Origin of the sequence: Oscillibacter sp. (assembly GCF_031978065.1) — a bacterium.
Classification (GTDB): Bacteria; Bacillota; Clostridia; order Oscillospirales; family Oscillospiraceae; genus Oscillibacter.
Genome location: NZ_DALZCH010000103.1, coordinates 1 through 11,496 on the forward strand (window position 1 = coordinate 1; position 11,496 = coordinate 11,496).

An 11,496-nucleotide genomic window follows, 5' to 3' on the forward strand; every position below is an offset into this window, starting at 1 on the left:
TCACGAGGGCACCATTCCCCTGCAGACCATCCGCGCTGACATTGATTATGGCTTCGCGGAGGCTGCCACCACCTTCGGCCGCATCGGCGTGAAGGTTTGGGTGTATAAGGGAGAGGTTCTTTCTCAGACCCTGCGTACCACTCCCCGCACCATGGATACCACGAAGCCCTATCAGGAGCGTCGTGAGCGTCGGCCTCGCCGTGATGGCGACTTCCGTGGCGGCGACCGTCGGCCCGGCGGCTTCAATCGTGGTCCCGGCGGACAGGGCGGCGGCTTCAACCGTGGTCCCGCAGGCGGACAGGGCGGCGGCTTCAACCGTGGCCCCGCAGGCGGACAGGGTGGCGGCTTTAACCGTAGTCCCGCAGGCGGACAGGGCGGCTTCAACCGTGGCCCTGCAGGCGGACAGGGTGGCTTTAACCGTGGTCCTGCAGGCGGACAGGGCGGCTTCAACCGTGGCCCCGCAGGCGGACAGGGTGGCTTCAACCGCGCCCCTCAGGGCGGATTCAACCGCCCCAACACCAACACCCCTCGTCCGGCGGCTGCTCCCGTAGCCCCCGCTGAACCCAAGAAGGAAGGAGGAGCTGAATAATGCTTCTGCCCAAGAGAGTAAAATACCGTCGTGTGCACCGTGGCCGTATGACCGGCAAGGCATACCGCGGAAACACGATTACCTACGGTCAGTTCGGCCTCCAGGCCATGGAGCCCGGCTGGATCACCAGCAACCAGATTGAGGCGGCCCGTATCGCCATGACCCGCTACACCAAGCGCGGCGGTCAGGTCTGGATCAAGATTTTCCCCGACAAGCCCGTCACCAAGAAGCCCGCCGACACCCGCATGGGTTCCGGTAAAGGTTCCCCCGAGTTTTGGGTTGCAGTTGTGAAGCCCGGCCGTATCATGTTTGAGATTGCCGGCGTTCCCGAAGAAACTGCCCGCGAGGCCCTGCGTCTGGCCAGCCACAAGCTGCCCATCAAGACGAAGCTGGTTATCCGCGAGGCTGCTTCGGAGGCTCAGGAAGCAGGTGAGTAAGATGAAGGCAAGTGAAGTTCGCAAGATGAATGCCGAGCAGCTTAACGAAAAGCTGACCGGCCTGAAGAAGGATCTGTTTTTCCTGCGTATGCAGCACGCCACCAACCAGCTTGACAATCCCCTGAAGATTCGGGAAACCAAGCACGACATTGCCAGAGTCAAAACCGTGTTGAGGGAGCTTCAGGCTTCCGGAAAGCAGTAAGGAGGTAAGTGAACATGAGTGAAATGGTGAGAACTTCCTCCCGGAAGACCAGAATCGGCAAGGTTGTGTCCGACAAGATGGACAAAACCGTGGTCGTGGCTATCGAGGACCGCGTGGCCCATCCCCTGTACAAGAAAATTGTCGGCCGCACCTACAAGCTGAAGGCCCACGACGAGGAAAACGCATGCGGCATCGGCGACAAGGTTAAGGTTATGGAGACCCGCCCCCTGAGCAAGGACAAGCGGTGGCGCGTGGTCGAGATTATTGAAAAAGCGAAGTAAGGAGGTGCCGAGTTATGATCCAACAGGAAAGCTATTTGAAGGTTGCCGATAATACCGGCGCCAAAGAGATCAAGTGCATCCGCGTTCTGGGCGGCTCCACCCGCAAGTTTGGCAATATCGGCGACGTTATTGTGGCGTCTGTCCGCAAGGCCCAGCCGGGTGGCACCGTGAAAAAGGGCGAGGTGGTAAAGGCCGTCATCGTTCGCAGCGCCAAGGGCGTCCGCCGTAACGACGGTACCTATGTCCGCTTCGACGATAACGCCGCCGTCCTCATCAAGGACGACCAGAACCCCAGAGGGACCCGTATCTTTGGGCCGGTTGCACGCGAGCTGCGCGACAAGGATTACATGAAGATCCTGTCCCTGGCTCCCGAAGTGATTTGAGGAGGACGCCTGATATGTCTATGAATATCAAAAAGGGCGACACCGTGGTCGTTCTCTCCGGCAAGGACCGGGGCAAGCAGGGCAAGGTTCTGGGCAGCGTGCCCAAGACCAGCCGGGTCGTGGTGGAGGGCATCAACATTGTGACCTGCCACGTGAAGCCCCGCAAGCAGGGCGAGACTGGCGGCATTGTCAAGCGCGAGGCGGCAATCGCCTCCTGCAAGGTACAGGTGATTTGCCCCAAGTGCAGCAAGGGCACCCGCGTTGCCCACAAGATTGAAAACGGCAAGAGCGTCCGCGTGTGCAAGCACTGCGGCGCTGCGCTGTGAGAAAGGGGAGTAGACGAACATGGCAAGACTGAAGGAAAAATACGGCGCCGAAGTCGCTCCCGCGCTCATGAAGCAGTTTGAATACGAGAGCGTCATGCAGATTCCCCGGATCGACAAGGTTGTCGTGAACGTGGGCTGCGGCGAGGCTCGGGAAAACGCCAAGGTTCTTGAGAACGTGGTGGGCGATCTGGCCCAGATTACCGGACAGAAGCCCATTATCACCAAGGCGCGTAAGTCCATTGCGAACTTCAAGCTCCGCGAGGAAATGCCCATCGGCGCGAAGGTCACTCTCCGCGGCGCGAAGATGTGGGAATTTCTGGACCGGCTGTTCAACGTGGCTCTGCCCCGCGTCCGCGATTTTCAGGGCATCAATCCCAACTCCTTTGACGGCCGGGGCAACTACGCTCTGGGCATTCGGGAGCAGTTGATTTTCCCGGAAGTGGAGTACGATAAGATCGACAAGATCCGCGGCATGGATGTGGTTATCTGCACCACCGCAAAAACCGACGAAGAAGCCCGCGCCCTGCTGGAGCAGGTCGGCGCGCCCTTCGCCAAGTAAGGAAGGAAGAGAAGAATGGCTAAGAAGTCTATGATTTTGAAGCAGCAGGCTCCCGCGAAGTTCTCTTCCCGGAAGTACAACCGCTGCAAGCTCTGCGGCCGCCCCCATGCTTACCTCCGGGACTACGGCGTTTGCCGTATCTGCTTCCGTGAGCTGGCCTACAAGGGTGAGATTCCCGGCGTTCGGAAGGCGTCTTTCTAAGACCCGCCGATTTTACTTTTGTAGCTTGGGGCGAAAGCCCTGGTGAAAGGATGGCGAAAGGTCACTGTGAATCGGGCACCACGTGCGAGCGGACTGCTCCATTCATAGTGATACCTCGCTGCCTGAACGGTTTTTCGAAACCGTAACTCTAAAAACAGGAGGATTTATCCATGCATATCACAGATCCAGTTGCGGATATGCTCACCCGCATCCGCAACGCCAACAGCGCAAAGCACGACACCGTTGATGTCCCCGCCTCCAATATGAAGAAGAGCATTGCTCAGATTCTACTGGACGAGGGTTATATCAAGAACTTCCAGATGGTGGAGGACGGCCTTCAGGGCGTGCTTCATATCACCTTGAAGTACAACGCCGGCAAGGAGAAGGTCGTTACAGGTCTTCGCCGTGTCAGCAAGCCCGGCCTGCGCGTCTATGTGGGCGCCGATGAGCTGCCCCGCGTGCTTCGCGGCCTGGGTATCGCGATCATTTCCACGTCAAAGGGCATCATGACCGACAAGAAGGCCCGCGAGGGGCATGTCGGCGGCGAAGTCCTGGCGTTCGTCTGGTAAGGAGGGTACTGAATCATGTCAAGAATCGGCAGAATGCCCATTACCGTCCCCGCCGACGTCACCGTCAACGTGGCAGAGGGTAATGTGGTCACCGTCAAGGGTCCCAAGGGCGAACTTGCCCGGGCCCTGCGCCCCGAAATGATCATCAAGCAGGACGGCAACACGATCACCGTGGACCGTCCCTCCGAGGATAAGCAGCACAAGGCCCTGCACGGCCTGACCCGCTCCCTGCTCCACAACATGGTGGAAGGCGTCGCCAATGAGTTCACCAAAGAGCTGGACGTCAATGGCGTGGGCTACCGTGTGGCCAAGGAGGGCAAGAACCTGGTGATGAACCTGGGTTTCTCCCATCAGGTGATCGTTTCCGAGATCGAGGGCATCACCATTGAGGTCCCCGCTCCCAATAAAATCATCGTGCGCGGCTGCGACAAGCAGGCTGTGGGCCAGTTTGCCGCCGAAATCCGCGAGAAGCGTCCTCCCGAGCCTTATAAGGGCAAGGGTATCAAGTATTCTGACGAGGTCATCCGCCGCAAGGTTGGTAAGACCGGCGCCAAGAAGTAAGGAGGTGTGCCGATATGATTAAGAAGCCGAATACAAATGCTCAGCGCCTAAAGCGTCACAAGAGGGTGCGTGCCAAAATCTCCGGCACCGCCGCTACCCCTCGCTTGAATGTCTTCCGCAGCGAGTCTAATATTTACGCCCAGATTATCGACGATGTAAAGGGCGAGACCTTGGCAGCCGCGTCTTCTCTTGATAAAGAGATCGCCGGTTACGGCGGCAACGCCGCCGCCGCCTCTGTCGTGGGCAAGCTCATTGCAGAGCGGGCCAAGGCAAAGGGGATCGAGAACGTGGTTTTCGACCGCGGCGGTTATCTGTACCATGGCCGTGTGCAGGCACTGGCCGAAGGCGCCCGCGAGGGCGGCCTGAAGTTTTGATCGGAGGAGGTAAACAACATGCCTAGATTTGAAAGAGAGCCCAGCGAATACGCAGAGAAGGTTGTTGCCCTCAACCGAGTTTCTAAAACCGTTAAGGGCGGCCGCGTGATGAAGTTCTCCGCCTTGGTGGTGGTGGGCGACCAGAAGGGAAAGGTCGGCTATGGCTTGGGTAAGGCCGCCGAGGTTCCTGAGGCCATCCGCAAGGGCCTGGAGTCTGCGAAGAAGAACATGATTACCGTGACCCTGGCCGGGTCCACCATTCCCCACGAGGTGATCGGCGCCTCCGGCGCCGGACGCGTGCTGATGAAGCCCGCCGCCCCTGGTACCGGCGTGATTGCCGGCGGCGCGGTTCGCGCTGTGGTGGAAGCTGCCGGAATTAAGGATATTCGTACCAAGTGCCTGCGCTCTAACAATGCCAACAACGTGGTCGCTGCCGCCTTCGAAGGACTGCGGTCCATGCGCGGGCCGGAAGAAGTGGCTCGTATCCGGGGCAAGAGCGTCAGCGAGATTGTGGGTTAAGGAGGGGCTTATTATGGCAAACTTGAATATTAAGCTCGTCAAGAGCCTAAACGGTCGTCTGGAAAAGCAGATTCAGACCGCCCATTCTATGGGTCTGCGCAAAATTGGTGACATCACCGTGCAGCCCGACAACGACCAGACCCGCGGCAAGATCGCCAAGATCGGCTATCTGCTGCAGGTCGCCGAAGTGAAATAAGGAGGCACGGAAACATGAAACTCAACGAACTGTCTCCCGCCGAAGGCTCCGTCAAGCAGCCCTACCGCAAGGGCCGGGGCGCCGGCAGCGGTAACGGCAAGACCGGCGGCCGCGGCCACAAGGGCCAAAAGGCCCGTAGCGGCGGCAAGGTCCGCGTGGGCTTCGAAGGCGGCCAGATGCCTCTGGCGCGCCGCGTTCCCAAGCGCGGATTCAACAACATCTTCGCAAAGCCTCTGGAGATTGTCAACCTCAGCGCGCTGAACGTGTTTGAAGACGGCGAGACCGTTACGGACCAGGCGCTGCTGAATAAGGGGGTTCTCTCCAAGTGCACCTATGGATTCAAGGTGCTGGGCAACGGCAAGGTCACGAAAAAAGTGACGGTGCAGGCCTCTGCCTTCTCCGCGTCTGCCAAGGAGGCAATCGAGGCAGCTGGCGGAAAGGCCGAGGTGAAGTAACGTGATCGCTACGATTCGCAAAGCGTGGGATATTCCCGAGCTGCGGAAGAAGATCATTTTCACTTTGCTGATTTTGCTCATTTTCCGCATCGGTAACGCCATCACCGTTCCCTATGTGGATACGGCCACGCTGTCCAGCTATCTGAACAGCCAGACCACCACCATTTTGGGGCTGTATAACGTGATGAGCGGCGGGGCATTTGCGCAGGCAACTGTCTTCGCACTGAGCATCCAGCCCTATATCAACAGTTCCATTATCATTCAGTTGCTCACTGTGGCCATCCCCGCTCTGGAGCGGCTGGCCAAGGATGGCGGCGAGGAAGGCCGGAAGAAGATTCAGTCTATCACCCGGTATGCCACCGTGGCCATTGCAATTTTGCAGGCGTTCGGCTACTATATGATTATGAAGCGCTACGACATCCTTACCGACGCAGGCATCTGGCCCGCACTGGTCATTATTGTGTCCTTCATCGCTGGTTCCTCCTTCGTGATGTGGATGGGCGAGCAGGTCACCGAATTCGGCGTGGGCAACGGCATCTCCATTATCCTGTTCGCGGGCATTCTCTCTCGCGTTCCCAGCATGGTGTCCGGGATGTACGAGGGCGTGATCACATGGTCCGGCGTCCGCAGCGGAGCGCTGACCGAGCAAACGCTTCTGGATGCAGGCTACACGGCGACAAACGCAAAGTATATGCTGGAGCAGGCACTCGCTCCTTGGAGCGTGGTTCTGATTCTGGTGGGTATTCTGGCCCTGATTGTGTTCATCGTGTTTATCAACAGCGCTGAGCGTCGTATTCCCGTGCAGTATGCCAAGCGGCAGGTGGGCCGGAAGATGTACGGTGGCCAGACCTCCACCCTTCCCATGAAGGTGAACATGTCGGGCGTGCTGCCCATCATCTTCGCACAGTCTATCGCCTCCCTGCCGGCCACCATCATGGCGTTTACCGGCGTAGGCGAGGAGGGAAGCTTCAGCTACAAGCTTTCTCAGTTCCTTGATACTAAGTCCGTCCTCTATATGGTGGTGTATTTTATCCTGATTATCGGTTTCAGCTATTTCTACTCCACCATTCAGTTCAATCCCGTGGAGATTGCCAACAACCTGAAAAAGCAGGGCGGCTTTATCCCCGGCTTCCGTCCGGGCAAGCCCACGGTGGACTTCATTCGGAAGGTTTTGAACAAGGTGACGCTCTTTGGCGCAATTTATCTGGGCATCGTGGCCATGGTTCCCTTGCTGGCGGGTATGGTGATTAAACACTCCTCCTTGGGCATTGGCGGAACCTCGGTCATCATTATCGTGGGCGTGGCGCTGGAAACGGTGCGCGCGCTGGAGTCTCAGATGCTGATGCGCCAATATAAGGGCTTCCTGGAATAAGAAAGAGGCGAAATGGAATGAAACTGATCCTGTTGGGCGCACCTGGCGCCGGAAAAGGGACACAGGCTGAAATTCTGTGCAAGGAATTTTCCATTCCCACGATTTCAACCGGAAGCATCCTCCGCGTGGCCGTCAAAAACGGCACACCCACCGGCCTGAAGGCGAAATCCTTTATGGACGCGGGCAAGCTGGTCCCTGATGAGGTCATCATCGGCGTCATCTCGGACCGGCTGGCGGAGCCGGACTGCGCAAACGGATACATTCTGGACGGGGTGCCTCGCACCATCGCTCAGGCCGAGGCGCTGGAGAAGGCCGGTATTTACTTTGACCACGTAATTTCCATCGAAATCTCTGATGAGGAGATTGAGAAGCGCATGGCGGGCCGGCGGGTGTGCGAGCAGTGCAGCGCCAGCTTTCACGTGGTGGCAGTTCCCCCCAAGCAGGAGGGAATCTGCGACAAGTGCGGCGGAAAATTGAGCCGTCGGCACGACGACGATCCCGAGGTTGTGGAACAGCGCCTCGTGGTCTATCACAAGGAGACAGAGCCGCTGAAGGACTTTTATAGGTCCCGGGGCGTTCTGGAATATGTGGAGAACCAGCCCACCGTGGCTGGAACCTCTCAGGCAATCCTCCACGCGTTGGGGAAATGAGGATGAAATGATTATTCTCAAATCCCCGGAGGAGATCGACTTGATGCGCCGAGCGGGAAAACTTACCGCGGCTGCCCGTGCCTTGGCAGGGGAAATGGTAAAGCCCGGCGTTACAACCCAGGAGATCAACGACGAAGTGGAGCGATTTATCCGAAAGAATCACGCGGTGCCGTCCTTCCTGCACTATCAGGGCTATCCGGCCTCCGTCTGCATCAGCGTTAACGACGAGATTATTCACGGCATCCCCGGAAAACGGGTGCTGCTGGAGGGTGACATTGTCAGCGTGGATGTAGGCGCGTATATCGGCGGATTTCACGGCGACTGCGCGGCAACCTTTGCCTGCGGGACCATTTCGGCCGAAGCTCAGGATCTGATCGATGTGACCAGACAGAGCTTTTTCGAAGGAATCAAGCAGGCGCGTTCAGGCAGCCGCACCGGAGACATCTCCGCAGCGGTGCAGGCCTATGCGGAAGCTCACGGATATGGAATCGTGCGGGAATTTGTCGGCCACGGGGTCGGCGCGGATATGCACGAGTCCCCGGAGATTCCGAACTATGGCCATCCCGGCCGGGGCCCCAGGCTCCTTAAGGGTATGACAATTGCGGTTGAACCCATGGTCAACGCCGGGTCTGCCTCCATTTATCAGATGAGCGATGGCTGGACTGTCCGCACTGCGGATGGGAAAAACGCCGCCCACTATGAGAACACGATCCTGATTACCGACGGAGAGCCGGAAATTTTGACGGCTCCCGCAATTTGAGAGAGTGCTTATGGAGATCGCAAAGTCGAATATTGTTCTGTCCAGCGCCGGCAGAGACCGGGGAAAGCTTTTCTGCGTGATGAGCGTGGAAGGGGAGTATCTGCTGCTGGCGGATGGAAAATCACGGAGGGTAGAGTCGCCCAAGCGCAAAAAGCGCAGACATGTGCTGTTTGTCGCCGCTGACGACACCCGCCTTTCCACAAAAATTAAAGGCGAAGAAAAAGTCACGAACAGCGAGCTTCGCAGAGCCCTCGCGGAATACCGCGGGGAGGTTCATCCGGACCAGGAGGGATAAGGCTTGGCAAAATCCGATATGATCGAAGTAGAGGGCGTTGTGGTTGAATCCATGCCCAACACCACGTTTAAGGTGGACATCGGCAATGGACATACAATTCTAGCGCACATCTCCGGGAAACTCAGAATGAATTTCATCAGGATCCTGCCTGGCGACAAGGTCACGGTGGAAATGTCACCATATGACCTGACTCGGGGCCGGATCACCTGGCGTACAAAGTAACGAACACACTGCCTACGCCGCTTTGGGCGGCTGGGAACAAAAGCTGAAAGGAATGGTTAGACATGAAGGTAAGACCGTCCGTGAAGCCCATGTGCGAAAAGTGTAAGGTCATTCGCCGCAAAGGCCGTGTCATGGTTATTTGCGAGAACCCCAAGCACAAGCAGAGACAGGGCTAATTAAAAATGGAGGTGCTTTAAGAGTATGGCACGTATCGCCGGCATTGACCTGCCGAAGGATAAGCGGATCGAAATCGGACTGACTTATATCTACGGAATCGGCAGAAAGAGCGCCAAGGACATCCTGGCGCAGACGGGCATCAACCCCGATACCCGCGTGAAGGATCTGACGGACGCCGAGGAGCAGCAGCTCCGCGACGCCATTGAGGCTTATTCCGTGGAAGGCGACCTGCGTCGCCAGACCGCGCTGGACATCAAGCGCCTGACGGAGATTGGCTGCTATCGCGGCCTGCGTCACCGCAGAGGCCTGCCTGTCCGCGGACAGCGCAGCAAGACCAATGCTCGCACCCGCAAAGGTCCCAAGAAGACCATTGCGAACAAGAAGAAGTAAGGAGGGAGAACGAAATGGCTAAGACAGCAAGTTCCGGTGGAAAGAAAGTCGTCCGCCGCCGCCGTGAGAAAAAGCACATCGAGCGTGGACAGGTCCATATCCGCTCTTCCTTCAACAACACCATGGTGACTGTTACCGACTCCCAGGGCAATGCGCTCTCCTGGGCTTCCTCCGGCGGCCTCGGCTTCCGGGGCAGCAAGAAGTCCACGCCCTTTGCGGCGCAGACCGCAGCGGAGACTGCCGCTCGCGCCGCCATGGAGCACGGACTGAAGACCGTCGAGGTTTTCGTGAAGGGACCCGGTCAGGGCCGTGAGGCCGCGATCCGGGCGTTGCAGGCCGTGGGTCTGGAAGTGACGATGATTAAGGACGTCACCCCCATTCCTCACAACGGCTGCCGTCCCCCGAAGCGTCGCCGTGTCTGATTTGAAGGAGGTAAAGCTTTATGGCTAAGAATATGCAGCCCATTGCCAAACGCTGCAAGACTTTGGGCATTTCTCCTGCCGTGATGGGTTACGCCAAGAAGGAGACCAGGCGTAATCCCGGCAGCCACATTAGAAAGAAGAAGAGCGAGTATGCGACTCAGTTGAATGAGAAGCAGAAAGTCAAGTTTATTTACGGGATTCTCGAAAAGCAGTTCCACAACTACTATGAAAAGGCCGTGGCCACCCCGGGCAAGACCGGCGACAATCTGCTGGTTCTGGTGGAGCGTCGGCTGGACAACGTGGTGTACCGCATGGGCTTTGCAATGACTCGCCGCGAGGCCCGTCAGCTGGTGAACCACGGGCACTTCATTGTCAACGGCAAGAAGGTCAACATTCCTTCTTATCTGGTCAAGGCGGGAGACGTGATTGAGGTTGCGGAATCCAGCCGCTCCTCCGTGGCGTTTAAGCGTCTGGTGGGCGAGAACGCCGTGATGTTCCTGCTGCCTTCGTGGCTGGAGCGCGAGAAGAATACGCTGAAGGGCACTGTGGTGCGGATGCCCGCCCGCGAGGACATCGATCTTCCCATTGAGGAACACCTCATCGTCGAGCTGTACTCCAAGTAATCGGAGGACACCCTCGAAGATGACAGGAACCGAACGCGGCCTGCCTTTGGGCTTTGCCGCAATGAGAAGATGAAGGAGGGTAACTGCATGATCGAAATCGAAAAGCCCCAGATCGAGTGTATCGAAGCTCCCGGCGACGTGACTTACGGCAAGTATGTGGTGGAGCCGCTGGAGCGGGGCTATGGCACTACGCTGGGCAATGCGCTTCGCCGCATTATGCTGTCCTCTCTGCCCGGCACCGCTGCGACCTCCATCAAGATCGCCGGCGTTCAGCACGAGTTTTCCACTGTCCCCGGCGTCAAGGAAGATGTGACGGAGATTGTCCTGAATGTAAAGGGCCTCCTCACCAAGCTCCACGGCGAAAGCGGGAAGACGGTCTATGTAGAGGCCGTCGGCCCCTGCGAGGTCACCGCCGGCGATATCAAGGCCGACGGAGAGGTGGAGATTCTCAACCCCGAGCTGCACATCGCTTCGCTGGACAGCGGCGCGACGCTGAATATGGAAATCACACTGTCTCACGGCCGGGGCTATGTCTCTGCCGACAAGAACAAGCGTGCAATGAGCCAGCAGGTCATCGGCGTGATTCCCATTGATTCGATCTATACCCCGGTGTACAAGGTCAACTATACTGTGGAGCCCACCCGCGTGGGCACGTCCAGCGATTTTGACAAGCTGACGCTGGAGGTCTGGACCGACGGCACCATCTCCGCAAGGGACGCCGTGTCCCTTGGCGCCAAGATTCTGTGCGACCACTTCACGCTCTTCACCGACCTCTCGGAGAACGTGGGCAGCAAGCCCACGGTGGTGGAGAAGGGAGAGGCCCAGCGGGATAAGGTGCTGGAGATGACCATTGAGGAGCTGGACCTGAGCGTGCGCAGCTTTAACTGCCTCAAGCGCGCCAACATCAACACCGTGGAGGACCTGATTTCCAAG

The 11,496-nt window shown here is 58.0% G+C and carries 23 protein-coding genes and 1 pseudogene; all 24 read left to right on the top strand.

Going from position 1 to position 11,496, the window contains the following annotated elements; translation table 11 throughout:
* Nucleotides 1-589 (top strand): annotated as a pseudogene (locus tag RTK01_RS13315) (30S ribosomal protein S3); the annotation flags it as partial.
* Complete coding sequence (gene rplP, locus RTK01_RS13320) at nucleotides 589-1,026, top strand: 50S ribosomal protein L16 (RefSeq protein ID WP_293007379.1); 438 nt, start codon at nucleotides 589-591, stop codon at nucleotides 1,024-1,026. The pseudogene RTK01_RS13315 and the gene rplP, both read left to right, overlap by 1 nt.
* Nucleotide 1,027: 1 nt before the next feature.
* The gene (gene rpmC, locus RTK01_RS13325; RefSeq protein ID WP_293007381.1) at nucleotides 1,028-1,228 is read left to right on the top strand and encodes a 50S ribosomal protein L29; all 201 of its coding nucleotides are present in this window, start codon (nucleotides 1,028-1,030) and stop codon (nucleotides 1,226-1,228) included.
* A gap of 23 nt (nucleotides 1,229-1,251) precedes the next feature.
* The gene (gene rpsQ, locus RTK01_RS13330) at nucleotides 1,252-1,509 is read left to right on the top strand and encodes a 30S ribosomal protein S17 (RefSeq protein WP_041615533.1); all 258 of its coding nucleotides are present in this window, start codon (nucleotides 1,252-1,254) and stop codon (nucleotides 1,507-1,509) included.
* A gap of 14 nt (nucleotides 1,510-1,523) precedes the next feature.
* Nucleotides 1,524-1,892, top strand: coding sequence for a 50S ribosomal protein L14 (rplN, locus tag RTK01_RS13335; RefSeq protein WP_040663505.1), 369 nt, complete (start codon nucleotides 1,524-1,526; stop codon nucleotides 1,890-1,892).
* Nucleotides 1,893-1,906: 14 nt separating this feature from the next.
* Entirely contained in the window at nucleotides 1,907-2,218 is a 312-nt protein-coding gene (rplX, locus tag RTK01_RS13340) for a 50S ribosomal protein L24 (protein ID WP_312281446.1), read from the top strand.
* Nucleotides 2,219-2,237: 19 nt separating this feature from the next.
* The gene (gene rplE / locus RTK01_RS13345; RefSeq protein ID WP_312281447.1) at nucleotides 2,238-2,777 is read left to right on the top strand and encodes a 50S ribosomal protein L5; all 540 of its coding nucleotides are present in this window, start codon (nucleotides 2,238-2,240) and stop codon (nucleotides 2,775-2,777) included.
* A gap of 15 nt (nucleotides 2,778-2,792) precedes the next feature.
* Entirely contained in the window at nucleotides 2,793-2,978 is a 186-nt protein-coding gene (locus RTK01_RS13350) for a type Z 30S ribosomal protein S14 (protein ID WP_091127912.1), read from the top strand.
* A gap of 170 nt (nucleotides 2,979-3,148) precedes the next feature.
* Complete coding sequence (gene rpsH, locus RTK01_RS13355; protein WP_312281448.1) at nucleotides 3,149-3,547, top strand: 30S ribosomal protein S8; 399 nt, start codon at nucleotides 3,149-3,151, stop codon at nucleotides 3,545-3,547.
* Between the two features lie 15 nt (nucleotides 3,548-3,562).
* Complete coding sequence (rplF, locus tag RTK01_RS13360; protein WP_312281449.1) at nucleotides 3,563-4,108, top strand: 50S ribosomal protein L6; 546 nt, start codon at nucleotides 3,563-3,565, stop codon at nucleotides 4,106-4,108.
* Between the two features lie 14 nt (nucleotides 4,109-4,122).
* Nucleotides 4,123-4,482: a 50S ribosomal protein L18 gene (rplR, locus tag RTK01_RS13365; RefSeq protein WP_312281450.1), complete on the top strand. Its 360-nt coding sequence runs from the start codon at nucleotides 4,123-4,125 to the stop codon at nucleotides 4,480-4,482.
* Nucleotides 4,483-4,500: 18 nt separating this feature from the next.
* A complete protein-coding gene (rpsE, locus tag RTK01_RS13370; protein ID WP_293007401.1) occupies nucleotides 4,501-5,001 on the top strand; it encodes a 30S ribosomal protein S5 in 501 nt (166 codons plus the stop codon).
* A gap of 13 nt (nucleotides 5,002-5,014) precedes the next feature.
* Complete coding sequence (rpmD, locus tag RTK01_RS13375; RefSeq protein WP_312281451.1) at nucleotides 5,015-5,197, top strand: 50S ribosomal protein L30; 183 nt, start codon at nucleotides 5,015-5,017, stop codon at nucleotides 5,195-5,197.
* A 14-nt stretch (nucleotides 5,198-5,211) separates the two neighbouring features.
* A complete protein-coding gene (gene rplO, locus RTK01_RS13380) occupies nucleotides 5,212-5,652 on the top strand; it encodes a 50S ribosomal protein L15 (RefSeq protein ID WP_312281452.1) in 441 nt (146 codons plus the stop codon).
* Nucleotide 5,653: 1 nt separating this feature from the next.
* Nucleotides 5,654-7,024, top strand: coding sequence for a preprotein translocase subunit SecY (gene secY, locus RTK01_RS13385; protein ID WP_312281453.1), 1,371 nt, complete (start codon nucleotides 5,654-5,656; stop codon nucleotides 7,022-7,024).
* 17 nt (nucleotides 7,025-7,041) lie between these two features.
* Nucleotides 7,042-7,674, top strand: coding sequence for an adenylate kinase (locus RTK01_RS13390; protein ID WP_312281454.1), 633 nt, complete (start codon nucleotides 7,042-7,044; stop codon nucleotides 7,672-7,674).
* A gap of 7 nt (nucleotides 7,675-7,681) precedes the next feature.
* Nucleotides 7,682-8,434 (top strand): type I methionyl aminopeptidase, encoded by a 753-nt coding sequence (gene map, locus RTK01_RS13395; protein ID WP_312281455.1) that lies wholly within the window; start codon nucleotides 7,682-7,684, stop codon nucleotides 8,432-8,434.
* Between the two features lie 10 nt (nucleotides 8,435-8,444).
* Nucleotides 8,445-8,729 (top strand): KOW domain-containing RNA-binding protein, encoded by a 285-nt coding sequence (locus RTK01_RS13400; RefSeq protein WP_312281456.1) that lies wholly within the window; start codon nucleotides 8,445-8,447, stop codon nucleotides 8,727-8,729.
* A 3-nt stretch (nucleotides 8,730-8,732) separates the two neighbouring features.
* Nucleotides 8,733-8,951, top strand: a complete 219-nt coding sequence (gene infA, locus RTK01_RS13405; protein WP_014116881.1) for a translation initiation factor IF-1 — start codon at nucleotides 8,733-8,735, stop codon at nucleotides 8,949-8,951.
* Between the two features lie 62 nt (nucleotides 8,952-9,013).
* On the top strand, nucleotides 9,014-9,127 hold the full coding sequence (gene rpmJ, locus RTK01_RS13410; RefSeq protein WP_014116882.1) for a 50S ribosomal protein L36: 114 nt from the start codon (nucleotides 9,014-9,016) through the stop codon (nucleotides 9,125-9,127).
* A gap of 25 nt (nucleotides 9,128-9,152) precedes the next feature.
* Nucleotides 9,153-9,518: a 30S ribosomal protein S13 gene (gene rpsM / locus RTK01_RS13415; protein WP_293009145.1), complete on the top strand. Its 366-nt coding sequence runs from the start codon at nucleotides 9,153-9,155 to the stop codon at nucleotides 9,516-9,518.
* A gap of 14 nt (nucleotides 9,519-9,532) precedes the next feature.
* Complete coding sequence (gene rpsK, locus RTK01_RS13420) at nucleotides 9,533-9,940, top strand: 30S ribosomal protein S11 (protein WP_293009143.1); 408 nt, start codon at nucleotides 9,533-9,535, stop codon at nucleotides 9,938-9,940.
* 20 nt (nucleotides 9,941-9,960) lie between these two features.
* Complete coding sequence (rpsD, locus tag RTK01_RS13425) at nucleotides 9,961-10,563, top strand: 30S ribosomal protein S4 (RefSeq protein ID WP_312281457.1); 603 nt, start codon at nucleotides 9,961-9,963, stop codon at nucleotides 10,561-10,563.
* Between the two features lie 87 nt (nucleotides 10,564-10,650).
* On the top strand, nucleotides 10,651-11,496 hold an 846-nt coding region (locus RTK01_RS13430), incomplete at its 3' end, for a DNA-directed RNA polymerase subunit alpha (protein ID WP_312281458.1).

Excerpts from the sequence above, each read along its gene's own strand:
- rpsH (WP_312281448.1), top strand. The coding sequence starts at position 3,149 with ATGCATATCACAGATCCAGTTGCGGATATGCTCACCCGCATCCGCAAC.
- rpsK (WP_293009143.1), top strand. The coding sequence starts at position 9,533 with ATGGCTAAGACAGCAAGTTCCGGTGGAAAGAAAGTCGTCCGCCGCCGC.
- rpsD (WP_312281457.1), top strand. The coding sequence starts at position 9,961 with ATGGCTAAGAATATGCAGCCCATTGCCAAACGCTGCAAGACTTTGGGC.
- map (WP_312281455.1), top strand. The coding sequence starts at position 7,682 with ATGATTATTCTCAAATCCCCGGAGGAGATCGACTTGATGCGCCGAGCG.
- rplE (WP_312281447.1), top strand. The coding sequence starts at position 2,238 with ATGGCAAGACTGAAGGAAAAATACGGCGCCGAAGTCGCTCCCGCGCTC.
- rpmJ (WP_014116882.1), top strand. The coding sequence starts at position 9,014 with ATGAAGGTAAGACCGTCCGTGAAGCCCATGTGCGAAAAGTGTAAGGTC.
- rpmD (WP_312281451.1), top strand. The coding sequence starts at position 5,015 with ATGGCAAACTTGAATATTAAGCTCGTCAAGAGCCTAAACGGTCGTCTG.
- rplO (WP_312281452.1), top strand. The coding sequence starts at position 5,212 with ATGAAACTCAACGAACTGTCTCCCGCCGAAGGCTCCGTCAAGCAGCCC.
- rplN (WP_040663505.1), top strand. The coding sequence starts at position 1,524 with ATGATCCAACAGGAAAGCTATTTGAAGGTTGCCGATAATACCGGCGCC.
- RTK01_RS13350 (WP_091127912.1), top strand. The coding sequence starts at position 2,793 with ATGGCTAAGAAGTCTATGATTTTGAAGCAGCAGGCTCCCGCGAAGTTC.
- rpsQ (WP_041615533.1), top strand. The coding sequence starts at position 1,252 with ATGGTGAGAACTTCCTCCCGGAAGACCAGAATCGGCAAGGTTGTGTCC.
- rplP (WP_293007379.1), top strand. The coding sequence starts at position 589 with ATGCTTCTGCCCAAGAGAGTAAAATACCGTCGTGTGCACCGTGGCCGT.
- rpsM (WP_293009145.1), top strand. The coding sequence starts at position 9,153 with ATGGCACGTATCGCCGGCATTGACCTGCCGAAGGATAAGCGGATCGAA.
- rplF (WP_312281449.1), top strand. The coding sequence starts at position 3,563 with ATGTCAAGAATCGGCAGAATGCCCATTACCGTCCCCGCCGACGTCACC.
- RTK01_RS13400 (WP_312281456.1), top strand. The coding sequence starts at position 8,445 with ATGGAGATCGCAAAGTCGAATATTGTTCTGTCCAGCGCCGGCAGAGAC.
- RTK01_RS13390 (WP_312281454.1), top strand. The coding sequence starts at position 7,042 with ATGAAACTGATCCTGTTGGGCGCACCTGGCGCCGGAAAAGGGACACAG.
- rplX (WP_312281446.1), top strand. The coding sequence starts at position 1,907 with ATGTCTATGAATATCAAAAAGGGCGACACCGTGGTCGTTCTCTCCGGC.
- rplR (WP_312281450.1), top strand. The coding sequence starts at position 4,123 with ATGATTAAGAAGCCGAATACAAATGCTCAGCGCCTAAAGCGTCACAAG.
- rpsE (WP_293007401.1), top strand. The coding sequence starts at position 4,501 with ATGCCTAGATTTGAAAGAGAGCCCAGCGAATACGCAGAGAAGGTTGTT.
- rpmC (WP_293007381.1), top strand. The coding sequence starts at position 1,028 with ATGAAGGCAAGTGAAGTTCGCAAGATGAATGCCGAGCAGCTTAACGAA.